Annotated in this window: 18 protein-coding genes; 8 read left to right on the forward strand and 10 right to left on the reverse strand. The window is 71.0% G+C overall.

The features are described from left to right. Positions 1-23: 23 nt before the first annotated feature. From eutC to MWN52_RS01135, 5 genes are read right to left on the reverse strand one after another with little or no spacing between them, the layout of a single operon-like run. A complete protein-coding gene (eutC, locus tag MWN52_RS01115; RefSeq protein ID WP_286576165.1) occupies positions 24-803 on the reverse strand; it encodes an ethanolamine ammonia-lyase subunit EutC in 780 nt (259 codons plus the stop codon). Then, positions 800-2,203: an ethanolamine ammonia-lyase subunit EutB gene (locus tag MWN52_RS01120; RefSeq protein ID WP_286576166.1), complete on the reverse strand. Its 1,404-nt coding sequence runs from the start codon at positions 2,201-2,203 to the stop codon at positions 800-802. The genes eutC and MWN52_RS01120 overlap by 4 nt, the downstream gene beginning before the upstream one ends. Next, the gene (locus MWN52_RS01125; protein WP_286576167.1) at positions 2,200-2,886 is read right to left on the reverse strand and encodes an RraA family protein; all 687 of its coding nucleotides are present in this window, start codon (positions 2,884-2,886) and stop codon (positions 2,200-2,202) included. The genes MWN52_RS01120 and MWN52_RS01125 overlap by 4 nt, the downstream gene beginning before the upstream one ends. Continuing rightward, positions 2,883-3,686, reverse strand: a complete 804-nt coding sequence (locus tag MWN52_RS01130; RefSeq protein WP_286576168.1) for an HpcH/HpaI aldolase family protein — start codon at positions 3,684-3,686, stop codon at positions 2,883-2,885. The genes MWN52_RS01125 and MWN52_RS01130 overlap by 4 nt, the downstream gene beginning before the upstream one ends. Continuing rightward, the gene (locus MWN52_RS01135; protein ID WP_286576169.1) at positions 3,679-4,539 is read right to left on the reverse strand and encodes an alpha/beta hydrolase family protein; all 861 of its coding nucleotides are present in this window, start codon (positions 4,537-4,539) and stop codon (positions 3,679-3,681) included. The genes MWN52_RS01130 and MWN52_RS01135 overlap by 8 nt, the downstream gene beginning before the upstream one ends. A 303-nt stretch (positions 4,540-4,842) precedes the next feature. Here MWN52_RS01135 and MWN52_RS01140 point away from each other — a divergent pair, with 303 nt between their 5' ends. From MWN52_RS01140 to MWN52_RS01160, 5 genes are all read left to right on the forward strand, one after another. Then, positions 4,843-5,625, forward strand: a complete 783-nt coding sequence (locus tag MWN52_RS01140) for a helix-turn-helix transcriptional regulator (protein WP_205956729.1) — start codon at positions 4,843-4,845, stop codon at positions 5,623-5,625. A 183-nt stretch (positions 5,626-5,808) separates the two neighbouring features. Further along, on the forward strand, positions 5,809-6,732 hold the full coding sequence (locus MWN52_RS01145; RefSeq protein ID WP_345783504.1) for a proline iminopeptidase-family hydrolase: 924 nt from the start codon (positions 5,809-5,811) through the stop codon (positions 6,730-6,732). Then, positions 6,729-7,583, forward strand: a complete 855-nt coding sequence (locus MWN52_RS01150; RefSeq protein ID WP_286576171.1) for a nitrilase-related carbon-nitrogen hydrolase — start codon at positions 6,729-6,731, stop codon at positions 7,581-7,583. The genes MWN52_RS01145 and MWN52_RS01150 overlap by 4 nt, the downstream gene beginning before the upstream one ends. 103 nt (positions 7,584-7,686) lie before the next feature. Beyond that, on the forward strand, positions 7,687-9,885 hold the full coding sequence (locus MWN52_RS01155) for a TonB-dependent siderophore receptor (protein ID WP_286576172.1): 2,199 nt from the start codon (positions 7,687-7,689) through the stop codon (positions 9,883-9,885). Between the two features lie 76 nt (positions 9,886-9,961). After that, positions 9,962-11,200, forward strand: a complete 1,239-nt coding sequence (locus MWN52_RS01160; RefSeq protein ID WP_286576175.1) for an MFS transporter — start codon at positions 9,962-9,964, stop codon at positions 11,198-11,200. Positions 11,201-11,230: 30 nt separating this feature from the next. On the opposite strand, the gene MWN52_RS01165 is transcribed toward MWN52_RS01160, so the two are convergent. Further along, entirely contained in the window at positions 11,231-12,655 is a 1,425-nt protein-coding gene (locus MWN52_RS01165) for an amino acid permease (protein ID WP_286576176.1), read from the reverse strand. 124 nt (positions 12,656-12,779) lie between these two features. On the opposite strand from MWN52_RS01165, the gene MWN52_RS01170 reads away from it, so the two are divergent. Then, complete coding sequence (locus MWN52_RS01170) at positions 12,780-13,592, forward strand: NYN domain-containing protein (protein ID WP_130530109.1); 813 nt, start codon at positions 12,780-12,782, stop codon at positions 13,590-13,592. Between the two features lie 75 nt (positions 13,593-13,667). Then, positions 13,668-13,991 (forward strand): thioredoxin family protein, encoded by a 324-nt coding sequence (locus tag MWN52_RS01175; protein ID WP_286576178.1) that lies wholly within the window; start codon positions 13,668-13,670, stop codon positions 13,989-13,991. Positions 13,992-14,581: 590 nt separating this feature from the next. Here MWN52_RS01175 and stpA read toward each other — a convergent pair. Together stpA and MWN52_RS01185 are read right to left on the reverse strand one after the other, a co-directional pair. Further along, on the reverse strand, positions 14,582-15,847 hold the full coding sequence (gene stpA / locus MWN52_RS01180) for a glucosylglycerol 3-phosphatase (RefSeq protein WP_286576179.1): 1,266 nt from the start codon (positions 15,845-15,847) through the stop codon (positions 14,582-14,584). Positions 15,848-15,959: 112 nt separating this feature from the next. Then, positions 15,960-16,346 (reverse strand): winged helix-turn-helix transcriptional regulator, encoded by a 387-nt coding sequence (locus MWN52_RS01185; protein ID WP_286576181.1) that lies wholly within the window; start codon positions 16,344-16,346, stop codon positions 15,960-15,962. 164 nt (positions 16,347-16,510) lie between these two features. On the opposite strand from MWN52_RS01185, the gene MWN52_RS01190 reads away from it, so the two are divergent. After that, positions 16,511-17,125 carry an NAD(P)-dependent oxidoreductase gene (locus MWN52_RS01190; protein ID WP_286576184.1) on the forward strand — a complete coding sequence of 205 codons (615 nt, stop codon included), beginning with the start codon at positions 16,511-16,513 and terminating at the stop codon, positions 17,123-17,125. Positions 17,126-17,218: 93 nt separating this feature from the next. Here the strand turns inward: MWN52_RS01190 and MWN52_RS01195 are convergent, their stop codons facing one another. Further along, positions 17,219-17,806, reverse strand: a complete 588-nt coding sequence (locus MWN52_RS01195) for a TetR/AcrR family transcriptional regulator (protein WP_130514671.1) — start codon at positions 17,804-17,806, stop codon at positions 17,219-17,221. 75 nt (positions 17,807-17,881) lie between these two features. Continuing rightward, the gene (gene dinG, locus MWN52_RS01200; protein WP_286576185.1) at positions 17,882-20,014 is read right to left on the reverse strand and encodes an ATP-dependent DNA helicase DinG; all 2,133 of its coding nucleotides are present in this window, start codon (positions 20,012-20,014) and stop codon (positions 17,882-17,884) included. Between the last annotated feature and the right edge of the window lie 62 nt (positions 20,015-20,076).

The following is a 20,076-nucleotide window of genomic DNA, read 5'->3' on the forward strand; positions in this document are numbered from 1 at the left end:
CACAGGCCTGCCGGCCCGGGCCCTCAGCCGGGCAGCAGGCCTTGGCTTTCGTCCTTGAGCGCCACGCCGGTGGCGCCCAACAGCTGCGCAGCGCCGATCAGCCACCAGAGCTTGGCGGCGGCCTGGGCCGGCGACAGCCCGGCGGCGTGGATGTTGGAGATGCAGTTGCGGTCGGCATCGGTCAGGCCCGGGCCCGGGGTGTGGGTCAGGTAGATCCCCAGGCTGTCGCAGGTGCTCAGGCCCGGGCGCTCGCCGATCAGCACCGCCACCATCGGCGCGCCGAGCAGATCGCCGCAGGCATCGCCCAGCGCCACGCGCGCCTGCCGGGCCAGGATCACCGGGCCTACCGACCAGTCGGCCGGGCGCTGGGCCAGGATCAGGGCGCAGACCGCCACGGCGTGCCGCGCGATGGCGGTGGCCGACAGGCCATCGGCGATCACCAGCAGCAGGGCGTCGTCCTGGCGCAGGCGCGGCTGCTGGCCCAGCGCCTGGCGGCTCTCGGCGGACAGCTGCCGTCCAAGGTCGGGGCGACGCAGATAGCGGGCGCGATCGGGCGCGGCGCTGTCCACCTCGATCGCCTGCAGGCCCAGCGGCGCCAGCGCGGCGCGCAGGGCCGCGCAGTCCATCGCGGCGTGGACCGCATCGCGCGCCCGCGCATGCGCCACGCCCGCGGCGAGCACCTCGCGCGTGGGCAGGCTGGTGCCGCTGCGGCCCAGGCCGATCCTGGCCGGGGTGTGCGCGCGCAGGGCCTGCCAGGGGTCGGGCAGGGGCGCGCGCAGGTCCGGATCGGTGTCCTCGCTCATGGGCCGGCCTGCGGCGGCATGCGCGCGAGCAGGCGCTGCATCATCTCCGGCTGCCGCCCGTGCTGCAGCAGCGCGCCGTTGGCGTCCGCCAGCGACACGCGCTGCAGCCAGCGCTCGAACTCCGGCGCGCGCCGCAGCCCCAGCAGCCGGCGCAGGTACAGCGCGTCGTGGAAGGCGCTGCTCTGGTACATCAGCATGATGTCGTCGCCGCCGGGCACGCCCATCATGTAGGTCAGGCCCGCGGCGGCCAGCAGGGTCATCAGATTGTCCATGTCGTCCGCGTCGGCCTGCGCATGGTTGGTGTAGCAGACGTCGCAGCCCATCGGCAGGCCGAGCAGCTTGCCGCAGAAGTGGTCCTCCAGCCCGGCGCGGATGATCTGCTTGCCGTCCAGCAGGTACTCGGGGCCGATGAAGCCCACCACGGTGTTGACCAGCAGCGGCTGGAACTGGCGCGCCACCGCGTAGGCGCGCGCCTCGCAGGTCTGCTGGTCCACGCCATGGTGCGCGCCGGCCGACAGCGCGCTGCCCTGCCCGGTCTCGAAGTACATGACGTTCTGGCCCACGCTGCCGCGCCCCAATGCGCGCGCGGCCTGGTGGCCCTCCTCCAGCAGCGCCAGGTCGATGCCGAAGCTGGCGTTGGCCGCCTGCGTGCCGGCGATGGACTGGAACACCAGGTCCACCGGCGCGCCGCGCTCGATCATGCGCAGGCTGTTGGTGATGTGGGTCAGCACGCAGCTCTGGGTGGGGATCTCCAGCCCGGCGATGATGTCGTCGAGCATGCGCACCTGCGCGGCCAGGCCGCGCGGGTCGTCGCTGGCCGGGTTGATGCCGATGACCGCATCGCCGGCGCCGTACAGCAGGCCATCGACGATGCTGGCGGCGATCCCGCGCAGATCGTCGGTGGGATGGTTGGGCTGCAGGCGCACCGACAGCGTGCCTGCCAGCCCGAGCGTGTTGCGGAAGCGCGTGACCACCTCGCAGCGGCGCGCGATCAGGATCAGGTCCTGGTTGCGCATCAGCTTGCTGACCGCGGCCACCATCTCCGGGGTCAGGCCCGGCGCCAGCTGGGTCAGCGCCGCGGTCGTGGCGCGCTCGGACAGCAGCCAGTCGCGCAGCTCGCCCACGGTCAGGTGCGCCACCGGTGCGAAGGCGACCGCGTCGTGCGTGTCCAGGATCAGCCGCGTCACCTCGTCCTGCTCGTAGGGGATCAGCGCCTCGTGCAGGAAGCGCCGCAGCGGCACCTCGGCCAGGCACAGGCGCGCGGCCATGCGCTCCAGTTCCGAGTCGGCGGTCAGCCCCGCCAGCTGGTCGCCCGAGCGCAGCGGGCTGGCCTTGGCCAGCAGCGTGCGCAGATCGCAAAAGTCCCAGACCGTGCCGTCGATGACGTGGCGGTAGCTCATCGCGTGGGCCCGGCGCCGGCCAGGACCAGGGCGCTGGCGCCGCTGTGCACGCCCAGCGCCTGGCCAGCGCGCACCGCGTCGAGCAGGGTGTCGGCCCGCGCCTGCAGGGCCAGCGCGGCGCGCGCGATCTCCGCGGCCTCCTGGCGCGGCAGCACCAGCACGCCGTCGGCATCGGCCACCACCGCATCGCCGGGCTGGACCACCACGCCGGCGCAGCTCACCGGGTGGTTGAGGCGACCGCCCCAGTCCAGCAGGCGGGTGGTGACCGATGAGGTGCCGCGGCACCACACCGGCAGGCCGGTGGCCTGCAGCTGCTCCAGGTCGGTGCAGGGGCCATCGAGGATCACGCCGGCGGCGCCGGTCCGCTGGATCGCCGCGGCGACGATGCCGCCCAGGCAGGCATGGTCGCGATCGCCCAGGCGGTCGATCACCAGCGCATCGCCCGGGCGCAGCAGGCTCAGGGCGTGGTGCAGCAGGGTCGAGTCGGCGCCCGGGATGGCCAGGGTGACCGCGGTCCCCACCAGGCGCAGCCCGGGCGCGACCGGACGCAGGTCGCGGCGCATCAGCCCCCACGGGATGCCGTGGCCGACGGTGGAGGTTTCCACCTGGGCCAGTGCGGCGCGCAGGGGAGCGTCCAGCGGCTCGGGGAAGTCGCCGAGGCGATAGCGGGGCAGGGCGCTCATGCCTCGGCCTCCGCGGTCGACGCCAGCCGGTGCGCCGGGTCCTCCAGCGTCGCGGCCACGCCGGCGCGCAGGAAGCCCACGTCCGCGCCCAGCGTGACCAGCCCATAGCCGCGCGCAGCCAGGCGCGCGGCGCCGTGGCCGGGCAGCACGGTGCCGCCCAGGGCCAGCCCGGCCTCGCGGCAGCGGCGCTCGCCCTCGTGCCAGAGCTCGAGGAACTCCGGCGCGTCGTAGCGGCCTGGCACGCCGATGCTGGCCGACAGATCCAGCGGGCCGAAGAACAGCATGTCCAGGCCCGGCACCTGGGCCAGCTCGGGAATGGCGGCCACGCCGCGCGCCGACTCGATCATCGCCACCACCAGCGTGTTGGCCTCGGCCTGCGCGGCATAGGCCGAAGCGTGCGCGCCCCAGCCGGCGGCGCGGCAGACCGTGTAGTGCAGGCCGCGCCGGCCGGCGGGCGGATAGCGGCAGTGCGCGACCAGCTGGGCGGCCTGCTCGGCCGACTCCACGTTCGGCGCGAGGATGCCCTGCGCGCCGGCATCCAGCAGCGGCTTGATCAGCCGGCTGTCGGCCGCGTCCACCCGTGCCAGCGGCGTCGGGCCGTGCGCGCCGATGGCGCGCAGCTGGGCCAGCGCCAGGTCCAGGCTGGTCGGCGTGTGTTCCAGGTCGAGGATCAGCGCGTCCAGGGCGAAGCCGGCCATGATCTCGGCGACATCCGCACTGGGGGTGAACAGCCACGCGCCGCGCGAGACCGCGCCCGCGCGCAGGCGTTGGACCAGGCGATGGGTCGGCAGCTCATTCATCGCCCAGCCCCCGCTGCCGCAGGAAGAAGCGCGCGGCGGCGGCCTGCAGCGGCGCGCGCTGGTGGCCGGCCCCGGGCACCAGTTCGAACTGGTGATCGACCCCGCAGCTGCGGTAGTTGGCCGACAGCGCCTGCAGGCGTTCGATGCGGGTCTGGCCCGCGCCATGCTGCAGGGTCGGCACGCCGGGCGCGGCGCGCGGCGAGAGCGGCGGCAGCTCGGCGTTGTCCAGTTCACCCACGGCCAGGTGGATAGCGACCTGGCGGATCGCCGGCAGGTCCACGGCCTGCCCGTACTGCTGCTCCAGATCGGCCACGCCCAACCAGCATGGCGCGTGCAGGTTCAGCGGCGTGGGATGGCCCGGGGCGCAGATCGACACCGCCTCCAGCGTGCGCGGATGCAGGTAGAGGAAGCGATGCGCGAAGTGGGCGCCGCCCGAGAAGCCGAACAGCTGCAGCGGCGCCGGCTGCAGGCCGTAGCGCTGGCGCAGCTCTTCGACCATGCGCAGCAGCACCAGGTCGAAGCGGATGTCGTGGTAGCGGATGTACTTGTAGTTGTCCATGTCGTCCGGGTCGCCGATGCCGCAGGGAAACAGCGGCGCCAGCACGACCGCCCCGGAGCGTTCGGCCAGCTGGGCGAAGCCATCGCAGTAGTCCTGGTGGCTGCGCTCGCTGCCGTGCATGGCGACCACGATCCGCGAGGCGGTGGTGTACGGCGTCTGCGGCAGATACAGGCAGTAGCTGAAACGCTGGTCGTAGCGGCACGCGAGCTGCGGGGTGCGGCCGCGGGTGAACAGCTTGCTGTTGTTGACGGTGATGTTGATGGCGCGACTCCGGAAATAAATGGGGAAATCCAAGGCGATCGGTGCACATCAATCCGTCGGGGCCTGCGCGCGCGTGCGCCGAAAAAACCGCGCTATGATCCGGACGCAGGCGCTCGGGGTTGTACCAGCGCGGCCCTGGCGATCGGTCGGCACGGAGGCGCGAGGCAGCGCGACGCAAGGCGCACGGTGGGCCGCAGCACCGGCCCGCGACCGGCCAGGACCCCGCAAGCGACCCTGGGGAGGGGCGCTCCACGCCCGGACAGGACGACCGGGTTCGCCATTGCCGCTTCCTGGCCCGCAGCGGGCCGGGGCGAGATGCTTGGGGACATCCGGCTCATGCACGCCATCGACAATTCGTGGGAACTGCCCGACATGGTGCCCGCGGCGACCAGCGTCCAGGATTGCCTGCGCAATGCGCTGCAGATCGCGCGTCGCTTCGGCTTCGACGCGCTCATCTACGACTTCGCCCCGGTGCCGACCACGCCCGAAGGCGTGCTGATGACGCCCAGCGTGATCGAGCCCTGCAACGTGCCCTCGGACATGCGCGACCTGTGGGTGCGCCAGGGCCTCTACCAGAAGGATCCGGTGCAGGCGCTGGCGCTGCGCGGGTCCTGCCCGTTCTTCTGGTCCTATCACCGCAAGGAGGCCTCGGCGCTGCAGCCGCATCTGGACGAGGACAGCCACGCGGTGGCCGAAGTGCTGCACGACTGGCACTACACGCGCGGGGTCACCGTGCCGCTGCACATGCCTGGCAACCGCTTCGCCACGATGACCGCGCTGTGGCACGACGCGTGTTTCGCCGAGGCGCGCCAGGCGCTGGACCTGCACGTGCTGCGCCTGGCCTATCTGGCGCATGCGACCAACGATCGGCTGGCGCAGCTGTTCGGCCGCGAAGAGCTCACCCCGGTCGGCATCGGCCTGAGCGTGCGCGAGCAGGAGTGCATCGTGCTCTCGGCCCAGGGCCTGTCCTCCAAGCAGATCGCCTGGAAGCTCAAGCGCTCCGAGTCCACCGTGGTGCTGCATCTGCAGAGCGCCGCGCGCAAGCTGGGCGGGCGCAACCGGGCGCAGGCCATCGCCCGTGCCGCGCATTTCGGCTATCTGCGCGAGCCGCTGGATTGATGTGCGAATTCTCAAAGAGCGGGCCGTCGCCGCGGCGGTGAGGCCGGCGGGGTCTGGCGGGTTGCGGATCCATGCTAGCGACCGGCCCTCGCAATAAAACTGCAATTTCTTACAGTTGTCGCAAGCCCGCCGGATCGCGAGTCTTGGTTGCGAAGGGGACTGTCCCCGCAACCGGAACGATCGATGCACCAGCGCAGTGTCCCCCGCGAAGGCCATGTCTCTTTCAGGGGGCATGCCACGTGGTATCGGGTGATCGGCGACCTGCGCTCCGGCCTGGTCCCGCTGGTGCTGCTGCACGGCGGGCCGGGCTGCACGCACGACTATCTGGAGGCCTTCGCCGACCTGGCGCAGGGCGGCCGGCCGGTGGTGTTCTACGACCAGCTGGGCAACGGGCGCTCCACGCACCTGCGTGAGGCGCCGGATGCCTTCTGGACGGTGCAGCTGTTCCTGGACGAGCTGGATGCGATGCTCGAACACCTGGGCATCGCCCAGCGCTACGACCTGCTGGGCCAGTCCTGGGGCGGCATGCTGGCGGCCGAGCACGCGGTGCGGCGGCCGGCCGGGCTCAACGCCCTGGTCATCGCCTCCTCGCCTTCGTCGTTTCCGCTGTGGGTGCGCGAGGCGCAACGGCTGCGCAAGGCCTTGCCGCAGGACGTGCGCGAGGCGCTGGAGCGCCACGAGGCCACCGGCGACTACCAGCATCCGGACTACCAGGCCGCCACCCAGGTCTTCTACCAGCGCCACGTCTGTCGCCTGGACCCGTGGCCGGCGGAAGTGCAGCGCACCTTCGCCGCGATGGCCGACGATCCCACCGTGTACTTCAGCATGAACGGGCCGACCGAGTTCCACGTCATCGGCAGCCTGCGCGACTGGGACATCGGCGCGCGCCTGGACCAGGTGCAGGCGCCGACGCTGGTCATCTCCGGCGCCCACGACGAGGCCACGCCGGCCTGCGTGGCCGCCTATGTCGAACGCATCCCCGACGCGCGCTGGGTGTGCATGCCGGCGTCCTCGCATATGTGCCATGTCGAGGAGCGCGAGGCGACGATGCGGCACATCGATGCCTTCCTGGCCGCGCACGACCGCCTCGGTGGAGGCGCGGCATGAGCGCGCCGGTGCAGGTGGCCGCCGTGCAGCTGTGCAGCGGCGCGGACGTGGCCGCCAACAACGCCGCCATCGCCACGGCGGTGCGCGCGGCGGCGCATGCCGGTGCGCAGCTGGTATGCCTGCCGGAAGCGGCCAACCTGCTGCTGCGCGACAACCGCGATTATCCGGGCACCTGCCTGCCCGAGGCGCAGGACACCACGCTGGCCCTGTGCACCGACCTGGCGCGCGAGCTCGGCATCTGGCTGCACACCGGCTCGCTGCTGCTGCGCACCGAGGACGGCACGCGCATCTGGAACCGCAGCCATGTGATCGACCCGCGCGGCGATGTGGTGGCGCGCTACGACAAGCTGCATACCTTCGACGTGCGCCTGGGCGGCGCTGGCGACTTCCAGGAGTCGGCCAGCGTGCGCCCCGGCCAGGGCGCACCGACGGTGGTGGAGATCGTGCCGCTGGGCCTGCGCCTGGGGCTGTCGATCTGCTACGACCTGCGCTTCGGCTATCTCTACGAGGCCCTGGCCCAGGCCGGCGCCGATGTCCTGCTGATCCCGGCCTCGTTCTCGGTGGTCACCGGCCCGCCGCACTGGGAGGTCCTGCTGCGCGCCCGCGCGATCGAGACCTGCAGCTACGTGGTCGCGCCGGCCCAGTGCGGCCAACGCGATGGCGTCCGCACCTACGGCCACAGCCGCATCGTCGCGCCGTTCGGGCAGGTCATCGCGGCCGCCGGCGATGCCCCCACCGTGCTTGGCGCGCGCCTGGATCCGGCCGAGGTCATCGACGCGCGCCAGCGCCTGCCCACCCTGTCCCAACGGCGGCAGCTGCCGCCGACGCATTGCATCCGCATCGGCGACTGACCCGCTCAGCGCGCCCGCTCCTCCCGCCGTTCCACTGCTCGCCAGCCCTCCCTGTCAGCCTTCTCAGGAACACCTCCCCATGACCCGCTCCGCCCTCCCCGTCGTGTCTCATGCCCCTGCGCGGCGCGCCCTCGCGCGGCCCCGCCTGCTGTGTTGTGTCATCACCGCCGTGCTGCTGGGCGCGGCCGCCGGCCCGCTTGCCGCGCAGAGCGCCACGCCCGCCGATGGCGGCGAGGACAACGTCAAGGAACTGGGCAAGGTCATCACCAAGGGCACCCGCCAGATCAAGGACGTGACTGGCGGCGCGCTGGGCGTGGTGTCCAAGCTCAACACGCCGTTCTCCATCTCGGCCGTGTCCTCCGAGGCCCTGCAGGACAAGCAGCCGGCCTCGCTGTACGACGCCTTCGGCGGCGACGCCAGCGTGACCCGCCAGGCCGGCAGCGCCTACACCGGCTGGTCGTCCTTCATCTCGGTGCGCGGCATCGCGATCTCCTCCACCGACGGCAGCCAGAAGCTCAACGGCGTGCCGGTCACCACCTGGGGCCTGAGCCTGCCGATCGAGGTCATGGACCAGATCCAGCTGATGAAGGGCGCCTCGGGCTTCATGTACGGCTTCACCTCGCCGGGCGGCGCGGTCAACTACGTGACCAAGAAGCCGGTCGAGGGCAGCCTGCTCAGCGCCGATGTGGGCTGGACCTCGAACAACATCCTCAAGGAACATGTGGACATCGGCCGCGGCGCTTCGGATGGCAGCGGTCTGGGCTTCCGCCTCAACGCGGTCAACGAGGACGGCACCACGCCGACCGGCACCGACGTCAAGCGGCGCGCGCTGTCGCTGGCCACCACCGCCAACCTCACCGATGCGCTGACCTGGTCGTTCGACTCGATCTACGTCAAGTCGCGCTTCGGCAAGCCGGCGCCGATGGTCTTCCTGACCTCCTACAACCAGGAGCGGCTGCCCTCGCCCGAGGGCGTGGTGCGCAATCCGCAGGCCGACCAGGCCTACGACAACCCGCGCTTCCTGTACGTGGGCACGGGGTTGAACTGGAAGTTCGCGCAGGACTGGAGCGCCGACCTGCGCCTGACCCACAGCCGCACCGACCAGGTGTTCTCCAAGGACTACCTGAGCCTGATCAACGCCGCCGGCCGCTATCAGGACCGGACCTTCGAGGGGCTGCAGATCTACAACAACGACGCGGTGCAGCTGCTGCTGACCGGCACGGTGGACGTGTTCGGCCTGGAGAACCGGCTGGTGCTGGGCGGCACCACGATCAAGCAGCGCGAGACGCGCGGCCTGTCGCATCAGCTGCCGGGCTATCGCAACTACGGCTATCGCAACCTGTATGTCGATCAGGACTTCAACTACACGCCGATCGACGTGGACGGCCAGGCGCGCTTCCCCAACAACTGGAACCGGCAGCAGGCGCTGTTCGTCAGCGACACCGTGCAGCTGACGCCGCACTGGCTGGCCATCGCCGGCGTGCGCTTCACCCATTACAGCCAGCAGCAGAGCCGCTACACCTTCGCCTCGCCGACCAGCTACACCAAGTCCAGTCTCGAGGTGACCACCGACGAGACCACCCCGACGCTGGCGCTGATGTACAAGCCGCGCGAGCAGACCACGGTGTACGCCAGCTATTCGGAGGCCCTGGAGCCGGGCAGCGCGGTCGGCGCGCAGTACGTCAACTATGGCGAGCTGAAGGAGCCGGGCACCAGCAAGCAGTGGGAGCTGGGCTTCAAGAACGACGGCAGCCTGGTGCGCACGGCGCTGGCCGCCTTCCGCGTGGACCGCGCCACCGGCTACGGCAACGAGCGCAACGTCTGGGTGCAGAGCGGCATCAGCCGCTACCAGGGCCTGGACGGCCAGCTGGACCTGAAGCTCAGCGACGATCTGGTCGTCGGCGGTTCGGCCGTGTGGCTGGACAAGGCCGACTACCTCAACGCCTCCTTCCCCTGGCTGCTCAACAAGCGCGTGCCCGGCGCGTATCGCACCAGCGCCTCGCTGCACGCCGACTACACGGTGCCGGCGGTGGAAGGGCTCTCGTTCTCGGCCCAGGCCCGCTACACCGGCAAGACCGTGGCCTACCAGAACACCGCCCTGAAGCTCACCGTCAGCGCGCCCAGCTACACGCTCTACGACCTGACGGCCAAGTACCAGCAGCTGGTCGGCAGCCACGCGGTCACCTACCGTGCGGGCGTGAGCAACCTGTTCGACAAGACCTACTGGATCGGCGGCTCGGCCACGTACATCTTCCTCGGCGATCCGCGCACCTTCTTCGCCAACGTGACCTTCGACTTCTGATCCAGCGCCATGGCCTGGCATCGGTCCGTCGGCCCGATGCCAGGTCCGGTTCCCCCCACCAGAGGATGCAATGAGCATGGGTGAGCAGAGCGCGCGTACCACCGGCGCAGGGATCCGGCCCTGGGTGCCGTTCTTCTTCGCGCTGGCGCCGATCAATCTGATCCTGTCGGTGGATCGCAACGCCTTCGTGATGGTGGCGCCGGTGATCCAGCGCGAGTTCGGCTTCGGACTGGCGCAGATGTCCTACATCCTCGCGGCCATCTCCTGGACCTATGCGCTGTTCCAGCTGCCCTCGGGCTGGCTGATCCAGCGCTATGGCTTCCGCAGGCTGCTGGCGATCGCGCTGTTCGGCTGGTCGCTGGCCATCGGGCTGATGCCGCTGGCGGCCGGCTTCTGGACCATGCTGCTGCTGCGCCTGCTGCTGGGCGCGGCGCAGGCCCCGGACTGGCCCAGTTCGGTGGCCGCGATCGCGCGCTGGTTTCCCGCCGAGCGGCGCTCGCGCTTCACCTCCATCGCGCTGTCGGGTCAGTACCTCGGGCCGGTGGTCGGCTCGATCCTCACCGGCGCGCTGGCCTACCGCTACGGATGGCGGGTGTGCTTCTACGCCTATGCGCTGATCGGCGTCGGCCTGTGCGGGGTGTGGTGCCTGCTCACCCGCGGCCAGCCCGGCGGGCCGGTCGCGACGACCGACGGCCAGACGCGGATCTGGCCCGAGCTGCGCCAGATGCTGGCCTCGCGCACCACCTGGCTGCTGTCCTCGTTCTACTTCTGCCTGATCAGCGTGCAGGCCTTCTTCCTCAGCTGGCTGCCGCTGTACCTCACCGGCGAACGCGGCGTCACGCTCACCGCCTCGGGCTGGTACAACGCCATGCCCTGGCTGGCGCTGTATGCCAGCGTGACCGCCTACGGCTTCTTCGCCGATCACCTGCTCAAGCGCGGCGGCTCGCTCAAGCAGGCGCGCCTGCCGGCCGGCGTGCTCGGCCTGTGCATGGGCGGCGGCGCGCTGGCGCTGGTGCCGTTCATCAGCAACCTGCACCTGGTGGTGGTCACGCTGTGCCTGTCGCTGTGCGGCGTGGGCCTGGTGCAGGGCGTGCTGTGGTCGTCCGTGCAGGACTTCGGCGGGCGCCGCACGCCGCTGCTGGCGGCCTGGACCGCGTTCTGGGGCAACGTGAGCGCGGGCATCTTCCCGGTGGTGATGGCGCAGCTGGTGGCGCACACCGGCAACTGGACCTATGCGCTGTGCGTGCCGCTGGTGTTCTGCGTCATCGGCATCGTGCTGATCTGCCTGCTGCGCTTCCCTGCCCAGCGGACCTAGTCCGCACAGGGCAGGGAAGCGCCCGCGACTTCAGCGCGGGGCGTCGGTCCTGCCCAGCTCGGCCTTGCGCCGCCCGTAGGCCAGGTAGGCGACCAGGCCGATGAGGTTCCACACCAGGAAGTAGAGCTGGGTGCGGCTGGGCAGGCTGAAGAACAGATACAGGCAGCCGGCGATGGCGACCGGGCCGACGACCCAGGCCAGCGGCGTGCGGAAGCTGCGCGCGCGGCCCGGCTCGCGCTTGCGCAGCACCAGCAGGCAGGCGGCCACGGCGGTGAAGGCCGCCAGCGTGCCGGCATTGGCCAGCGCGGCGATCTCGTCCAGCCGCGCCACGCCGGCCAGCGCCGCGACCAGGATCGCGGTGAACAGCGTGGTCGCCACCGGCGTGCCGGTGCGCGCGTTGACCTTGGACAGCCCGCGCGGCAGCAGGCCGTCGCGCGACATCACGAAGAAGATCCGGCTCTGCCCGTACAGGAAGGCCAGCAGCACCGTCGGCAGCGCGATCACCGCGGCGATGCCGATCACCGCCGCGGCCGTGCCGTGGCCCAGCTCGCGCAGGATCAGCGCCAGCGGCTCGGCGCTCTTGCCGAACACGGTGAAGTGCATCGCGCCCACCGCCGCCAGCGCCACCAGCACGTAGATCAGCGTGCAGCCGATCATCGAGCCGACGATGCCGATGGACAGGTCGCGGCCAGGGTTCTTGGTTTCCTCCGCCGCGGTGGAGATGGCATCGAAGCCGTAGAAGGCGAAGAAGATGATCGCCGCCGCGGCCATCACCCCATGCTCGACGCCATCGGCGCCCAGCGACTTGGAGAAGCCATAGGGCATGAACGGGGTGAGGTGCGCGCTGTCGAAAGCCGGCAGCGCCAGCGCCACGAACACCGCCAGCGCGATCAGCTTGACTACCACCAGTACCGCATTGAGCGTGGCGCTCTCCCGGGTGCCGGCCATCAGCAGGCCGGCCACGGCGAAGGTGATCAGCACCGCCGGCAGGTTGAGTACGCCGCCGGCGTGCGGGCCGGCGACGAGCGCATGCGGCAACGACACGCCCAGCCACTGCAGGAAGCCGACGAAGTACCCCGACCATCCCACCGCCACGGTGCTCACCACCAGCGAGTACTCCAGGATCAGGCTCCAGCCCACCACCCAGGCGATGACCTCGCCCAGCGCCGCGTAGCTGTAGGTGTAGGCGCTGCCGGCCGCGGGCATCATCGTGGACATCTCGGCATAGGCCAGCGCCGCGCAGGCGCAGACGATGCCGGCGGCCAGGAACGAGATCAGCACCGCGGGCCCGGCCAGGTTGGCGCCCACGCCGATCAGCGTGTAGATGCCGGTGCCGACGATGGCGCCGATGCCCAGCGCCACCAGATGCGGCCAGGACAGCGTGGGCACCAGGCGGCGCCCGGCTTCGTGGACGGTGATCTGGTCGAGCGGTTTGCGACGCAGCCAAGCGGACATGCGGTAAGCCTTGGAATCCGGACGGGTGCGCAAGTGTGGCCGAAGCACGGCGCCCATTGCACGCTGCGGCGACGCGGCGCTCCGAGGGTGGCGCGTAGGATGTCGGCTTTACGAAGGAGTCCGCATGAAACCCAAATCGCCGCTCAAGGCCGCCAGCGAGGACGACCAGCAGCGCCTGGCCGTGCTGATCGATGCCGACAACGCCCAGCCGGCGGTGATCGAAGGCCTGCTGGCCGAGGTCGCCAAGTACGGGGTGGCCAGCGTCAAGCGCATCTATGGCGACTTCACCAGCTCGCGCATGACCCAGTGGAAGGCCGCGCTGCTCAAGCACTCCATCGCGCCGGTGCAGCAGTTCGCCTACACCAGCGGCAAGAACGCCACCGACAGCTCGATGATCATCGACGCGATGGACCTGCTGTACACGCACCGCTTCGACGGCTTCTGCCTGGTTTCCAGCGACAGCGACTTTACCCGCCTGGCCCAGCGCCTGCGCGAGGAAGGCCTGGTGGTCTACGGCTTCGGCGAGCGCAAGACGCCCGATGCCTTCGTCCAGGCCTGCGACAAGTTCATCTACAACGATGTGCTGCGCGCCGAGCCCGCCAGTGCCGCGCCGGAGACGGCCAAGCCCGCGCCGGCCAAGCGCGCGAGCAAGCAGGCCGCGAGCGCCGCGGCGAGCGAGCCGGTGCAGGCCAAGGGCAATACGCCGCCGCTGTCGCTGCTGCGCCAGGCCATCGAGGAGGCTTCCGACGAGGAAGGCTGGGCCTCGCTGGGCGCGGTGGGCACCTATCTCAACAAGATCCGCCCCGACTTCGATCCGCGCCTGTACGGCCATCGCAAGCTCAGCGACCTGTTCCGCAGCCAGTCGCGCCACTTCGCCGTGCAGGAGCGCGCCGCCGGCGGCAACGGCGGGCAGCTGGTCTACGTCCGGGCGCTGTAGCCGGCCATGTGCTGGCCGGCGTCAGGTGCGCTGCGGTAGGGTGCCCTGCATCCATGCCTTGGGAGGGGCACCACGATGGCCTACACCGGACAATTCACCAGCCCCGAGCCGGCGCGCACGCAGATTGACGCGATGCCTGGCCTCACCGCCCTCGAGTTCGGCACCGCCTGGTGCCCGCACTGCATCGAGGCGCAGGCGCATTTCAAGCGCGCCTTCGACGCGCGCGGCGACATCGCCCACATGAAGATCGAAGACGGCCGCGGCCGCCCGCTGGGCCGCTCGTTCCGGGTCAAGCTGTGGCCGACCGTGGTGCTGCTGCGCGACGGCGAAGAGATCGCGCGCATGATCCGCCCGCGCACCGCCGAAGACGTTCGGCGCGCCCTGGCCCTGCTCGACTGAGCCACGGCAGGGCGCGGAGCGCTGCAAGCGCACAAGGCTTTTCGCCCCCTCCCTTTCGCGAAGCGAAGGGGAGGGCCGGGGAGGGGTGAGCTGTTGCTGTTGCTGTTGCGGTTGCGGTTGCGGTTGCGGTTGCTTTTGCCGTTGCTACTGGCGTGGAGCAACAGCAACAGCAACAGCGCAAGAGCAACCCCCTCCCAACCTCCCCCTTGCGCTTCGCGCAAAGGGGAGGGGCAAAAGCAGCGCGCACGGCAGGCGTGCAGGGCGCGCTGGCACCGGATTGCGATAGGCGCTCAAGCCTTTTGCCCCCTCCCTTTCGCGAAGCGAAGGGGAGGGCCGGGGAGGGGTTGGCTTTTGCCGTTGCTGTTGCTGTTGCCTTAGACCCACAGCGACTGGCTGCAGAAGCAAGAGCAACCCCCTCCCAGCCTCCCCCTTGCGCTGCGCGCAAAGGGGAGGGGCAGAAGCGGAGCGCTTGGAAAGCACGTTACCCGTTCAGCCGACGGTCTCCCGCTTCGAGGTCCATCTCAACTCCGGTGCCGGCGCCGCTGTGAGTCCACGTGTCAGCCCCGGCAGTTCCAGCTGCTTCGCCCCCGCTACGCCGCACGCCGCTGCGCCAGCGCGCAGAAGAACTCCACGTACTGCGCATGACCACTAGGGAACACCACATCCAGTCGCAGCGGATCGTCCGCGTCGGTGATGCCCAGCGCCGCGGTGCGCGGATCGAAGCCCGCATCGCCCGCGCCTGCCGACAGGCGCGCCGCATCCAACGCGGCCCGTCGTACTTCTCCGGCGCTGCTGTCCACGAACAGCACGCGGTTGTCGGTGCCGAAGGCCTCGCCCAGACGCTGCACCAGGGTCAGGAAGCCGCGATCGCTGCCGCCGCGCAGCTGCGCGCCGTCGTGCGCCACGCTGGTGACGGTGTCGCCCACGCCGACCAGGCGCGGCATGTCGGCCGGCGCGATCTGCGCCTGCGCCAATGCCACCTGGGCCTCGATCGTGCGCGGGGCCTGCCGCGCATTGAAATCCGCGCCCAGCGGCCAGCGACCGGTGCGCGCGTGCACATGGTGATTGAGCAGCACCAGCACACCGGCCTCCTTGACCGCGCCCTCGAGCATGAACTGGAAGTCGGTGGTGCCCGCATCGCCCTCCGCGGCCGGCTTGAGGCGCTCGGCACCGGCGTCGTCGCGCCCCAGATTGGGCGCGTAGTGGACGAAGAACGCGCCGTCCAACCCCTCCGCCCGCGCCTCACGCAGCAGCGCCTGCATGAAGTCCGCCGCCTGCCGCTGCAGCTGCGCGTACAGCGCCGGCTGTTTGGCCAAAGCATGGTGCAGGGCGTTGAGGTTGAGCGTGGGCGAGGCCGGGTTGTCCAGCACGCAGGTGGCCGCCAGCGTGGCCACGCGATGCGGTTCGAGGTGGTAGGGCGCGCCGAGCAGCAGCGTGGAGAGCCAGCGCGTCATGCGCGTGGGCACGCCCTGCAGGAAGGCCAGTTCCGCGTCGCTGACGCCCGGATGGCTGAGCGTGCCGAAGCGGTCCTGCAGCTGCACGCCGCCGGCCGCCAGGCCGGGCAGGTAGGCGCCGTGCGCGGCGGCGTGGCCGGGCGCGCCGAATACGCGATCGACGATGGCGTTCACCCCGCGCGCGCCGATGTGCTCGCCATTGGTCAGCACGGCGAACGCATCGCCCAGCCGGGCCGCCGCCTCCAGGTACTCACGCTCCAGCGTGCGCGTCAGCGGGTCGTGCACCAGCCCCATGCACACCCCGTCCAGATCCTGGATCAGCAGCAGGTCGGGCGTGGCCGCGAGCGAATCGAGCAGGGCGGCGTGGTCCTGCGAGAAGCCGTGGTTCACAGCAGAGGTCATGCGCACAGGGTAGCGTCCTGGCGCGCATCGGTTCGTGACCGCGCCGCGCCAGCGACACGACAAAGCCTCCCGCAACCCGGTGACGGCGCCGCCTGTCGCGGCGGTCGCGACCTCAGCGTGCGGCGTCGTGCGCGGGCGTGGCCTGATAGCGGCGGCGCGCGCTGCGGATCGCGTCGTGGTGCGTCTCCGCCCAGGCCACCAACGCCTCGATATGCGGCACGAAGCTGCGGCCCAGCGGCGTCAGCGCGTACTCCACCGCCGGCGGCTTGCTGGGGAACACCGTGCGCGTGACCAGCCCGTCTTCCTCGAGCCCGCGCAGGGTCTTGGCCAGCATGCGCTTGGACACATCGTCGATGGCCCGCTGCAGCGCGGCGAAGCGCAGCGGCGCGTCCTTCAGCGCCTGCAACACCAGCGTGCTCCAGCGATCGCCCAGGCGGTCGAGCACATCGCGCACGGGGCAGTGGGCGGCGTAGGGGGCGGTGGAGCGGTGCAGGGTCATTGGATTGATCGGGATTGGGGATTCGGGATTGGGGATGTCGGGGACCTGGGTGACGGGGTTACCTGGGGGTTACCTGGACACGTGGGGTTCCCTTCTTGGCAGACGCGGGCGTGACGCCCATGATGGCATGGTTATTTTTCGTAACCAGCTAGGGAGTTACTCCAATGGCATCCATCGCTCTGCTCGGCGGGACCGGCAATGTCGGCCGTCGTCTTCTGGCCGAGGCCCTGCGCCGCGGCCACACCGTCACCGTCATCGCGCGCAAGCCGGCCGACGATCTGCCCGAGGGCGTGGCCTTCGTCCAGGGCGACATCACCGCCGATCCGGCGGGGCTGGGCGCCAAGCTGACCGGCCACGATGTCTTCATCAGCGCCGCCAGGTTCGCCGAGGTCACGGCCGACCACGTGCTGACCGCGGTGCGCGCGGCCAAGATCCCGCGCCTGGCCGTAGTCGGCGGCGCCGGTTCGCTGGAAGTCGCCCCGGGCGTGCGCCTGGTCGATACGCCGGAGTTCCCGGCCGCGTACAAGTCCGAGGCGCTGCCCGGCGCGACCTTCCTGGATGAGCTGCGCGGGGTGAAGGACATCACCTGGACCTTCCTGTCGCCGGCGGCGTTCTTCGGCCCGGGCGAGCGCACCGGCCAGTTCCGACTGGGCGGCGACGCCTTCCTCACCGATGCCAAGGGCGAAAGCCGCATCTCCTACGAGGACTACGCGGTGGCCCTGCTCGACGAGATCGAATCGCCCAAGCACAGCGGCCAGCGCTTCAGCGTTCTGTACTGAGCTGACCATCGAACATTGCGCGAAAAGCACCCCCTCCCAGCCTCCCCTTGCGCTGCGCGCAAAGGGGAGGGGCGAAAGCAGGCGTACGCGGCCTTAGCCGGCCGCGTCGGCCTCGCCCGCGACGGGCTGCACGATGTCCATCGCGAAGCCCCAGATGCGCTCGAACGGCGCCAGCGGCTGCATCATCGGCACCGCGCAGGCACTGAACAGCTTGAGCAGCAGCAGCACGTCGGTGGGCACCAGGTCGGCCCGGCAGCGGCCGGCGTCGACCGCGCGCTGCAACGGCGGCTGGAAGATCGTCACCAGCCGCATCATCGCCACCTCGATCTCCGGCTGGTCGCGGCCCTGGGTCTGCCAGTAGTCCACCAGCGGCGCATGGGTCGCCACCCGGTCCAGCACGAAGCGCAGCAGCGGCACCAGCGCGTCGGCATCGTCGCCCAGGCGCTGGGCCTCGGCCTCGATCTGGTCCAGGCCGCGCTCCAGCAGCGCCAGCACCAGGGTGTGGCGGTCGGGGAAGTTGCGGAACAGCGTGGCCCGGCCGACGCCGGCGCGGCGCGACACCAGCTCCAGCGGCGCCTGCACGCCGTGTTCGGTGAACACCTCCTCGGCCGCCTGCAGCAGCAGGGTGCGGTTCTGCTCGGCGTCGGCGCGGCGTTTGGGGGCGGGGGCGATGGCGCTCATCTTCAAGAAGCGTCGGCGATGTGACCGTAGGCACAATACCGGCAAACGGCGACAACCGCTGCGTCCGCGGAGCGGTCAGCCGATCACCCGCGCGAACGGGGGCAGGGCGTCGATGATCTGGCGGCCGTAGCGGCGGCTGAGCAGGCGCGAGTCGAGGATGATCACCCGGCCGGTGTCGGTCGAGGTCCGGATCAGACGTCCGGCGAACTGGGTCAGCGTGCGCAGCGCGTGCGGGATGGCGATCAGGTTGAAGGCGTTGTGCCCGCGGCTCTCCAGCCACTCGCTCAGGGTCGCCGTCTGCGGGTCGGTCGGCACCGCGAACGGCACCTGGGTGATCACCACCGTGGTGCAGGCCTCGCCGGGCAGGTCCAGGCCTTCGCCGAAGGAATTGAGGCCGAACAGCACCGAGCCCTCCCCGGCGGCGATGCGGCGCAGGTGCTCGCCGATGATCTGCGACTTGTTGCCCTCGCCCTGCACCAGCACGCGGTTGCGCTGGCTCACCGGCAACAGGTCGGCGACCTTCTCCATCTTCCAGCGCGAGGTGAACAGCACCATCGAGCCCTTGCCCCAGTCCAGCTCGCGCACCAGATAGCGCGCGACCTCCTTGGGATGGCCCTCGCGGTCGTCGGGCGCGGCGGGGAACTTCGGCACCACCAGCTGCGCCTGGCGCGGCAGATCGAACGGCGATTCCAGCGTCACCGTCTCGGCGTGCTCCGGCAGGCCGGTGTCGATGGCCAGCGCGGTGAAGCCGTTGCCGCCGGTCAGCGTGGCCGAGGTCATCAGCACCGAATCGACCTCCTTCCACAGCAGCTGGCGCAGCACCTGCGCGGCCGAGACCGGCGAGCAGTGCAGCACCAGGTCGCCATCGCGGTCGCGGGTGATCCAGCGCGCCATCGGCGGCGCGCCGTCCGGGTCCTCGCGGCGCCAGCCGGCCCACAGGTCGTACTGCGCCTGGACCAGCTCCAGGGCCATGCCGAGGTTGCGCTGCACGCGCTCCTTGGTGGCGTCGTCCTGCTTGGCCTTGCCCACCAGCGGCGCGGCGGCGCTGACCCAGTTCAACAGGCTGCGCGTGTCGTCGGCCAGGGCCTCGATCGGCATCGACCAGTCGGCCGGCAGCCGGCCGTTGGGCGCGCGCCACTGCGGCTCGCGCTCGGACGGGTCGGGCGTCCACGCCGCCTCCAGCAGGCCGTGGAAGGCCTTGAGCTGCCGGCTGACGCCGACCGCCAGCTCGATCGCCTCGTTGGGATGCAGCTTGGCGATGGTCTCCTTGTCCACCAGCCGGTAGGTAGCCGCGATCAGCGTCTGCAGGCGGCTGGTGCGCCGGCCCATGTCGTCCAGCGGCAGGCGCGCGGCGCCCTGGTCGATGGCCACGCCGGCCACGTGGTGGCCTTCGTCCAGCACCAGCAGCATCTCGCCGGGTGCGGCGATCAGCGGCTGGCCGTTCTCGTTGTCGCCCAGCGCCAGGGTGGACAGCAGCAGCGCGTGGTTGGTGACCACGATCTGCGCCTCGCGCACGGCGGTGCGCGCCTTCAGCACCGGGCACTGATTGGCGTAGGAGCACTTGCGCCCGGCGCAGCCGGCGGCGTTGGTGGTGATGCGCCCGCGCAGGGCCGGGCCGACCGCCTCGGGCGCGGCGTCCAGGTCGCCGTTCCACTGGTTGTCGGTGAACAGCCTGGCCAGCCGGTTGGCCAGGGTCGCGTCGGCCGGGCTCAGCGGGCGGTCGTACAGCGCGCCTTCGTCGCCGAACATCGATTCCTGCGCCGGCGCGGTGCCCTGCAGCTCGGCCACGTTGCGCGTGCACAGGTAGCGGGTGCGGCCCTTGGCCAGGGCCACGCTGGCCTGCAGGCCGGTGGCCTTGAGGAAGGCCGGCAGATCGCGCTCGACCAGCTGCGACTGCAGCGCGACCGTACCGGTGCTGATGACCAGCTTCTTCTTGGCCGCCAGCGCGATGGGCACGCCGGCGGTCAGATAGCCCAGCGACTTGCCGACGCCGGTCGGCGCCTCGACCACGCCGACGCCGCCGCTGCTGCCCAAGGCGCGCGAGGCCACGCCGATCATCTGGCTCTGCGCGCGGCGCGTGGTGAAGCCGGGCGTATTGGCGCGCAGCGCGGCGTAGGTATCGCGGATGCGCGCCTTCAGGGCGTCATCGAGGCCGCGCTGCCCCTCGCCCGTGTCCTTGCCTGCCGCCGGGCGGGTGCCGTCACTCATGCGCGCTATTTTCGCATGGGGTGTCGCGGGGGACGAGATTGGGTTTGCGCTCGCGCTATGGG

The sequence above is a fragment of the Pseudoxanthomonas winnipegensis genome (genome assembly GCF_030322905.1).
Taxonomy (GTDB): domain Bacteria; phylum Pseudomonadota; class Gammaproteobacteria; order Xanthomonadales; family Xanthomonadaceae; genus Pseudoxanthomonas_A; species Pseudoxanthomonas_A winnipegensis.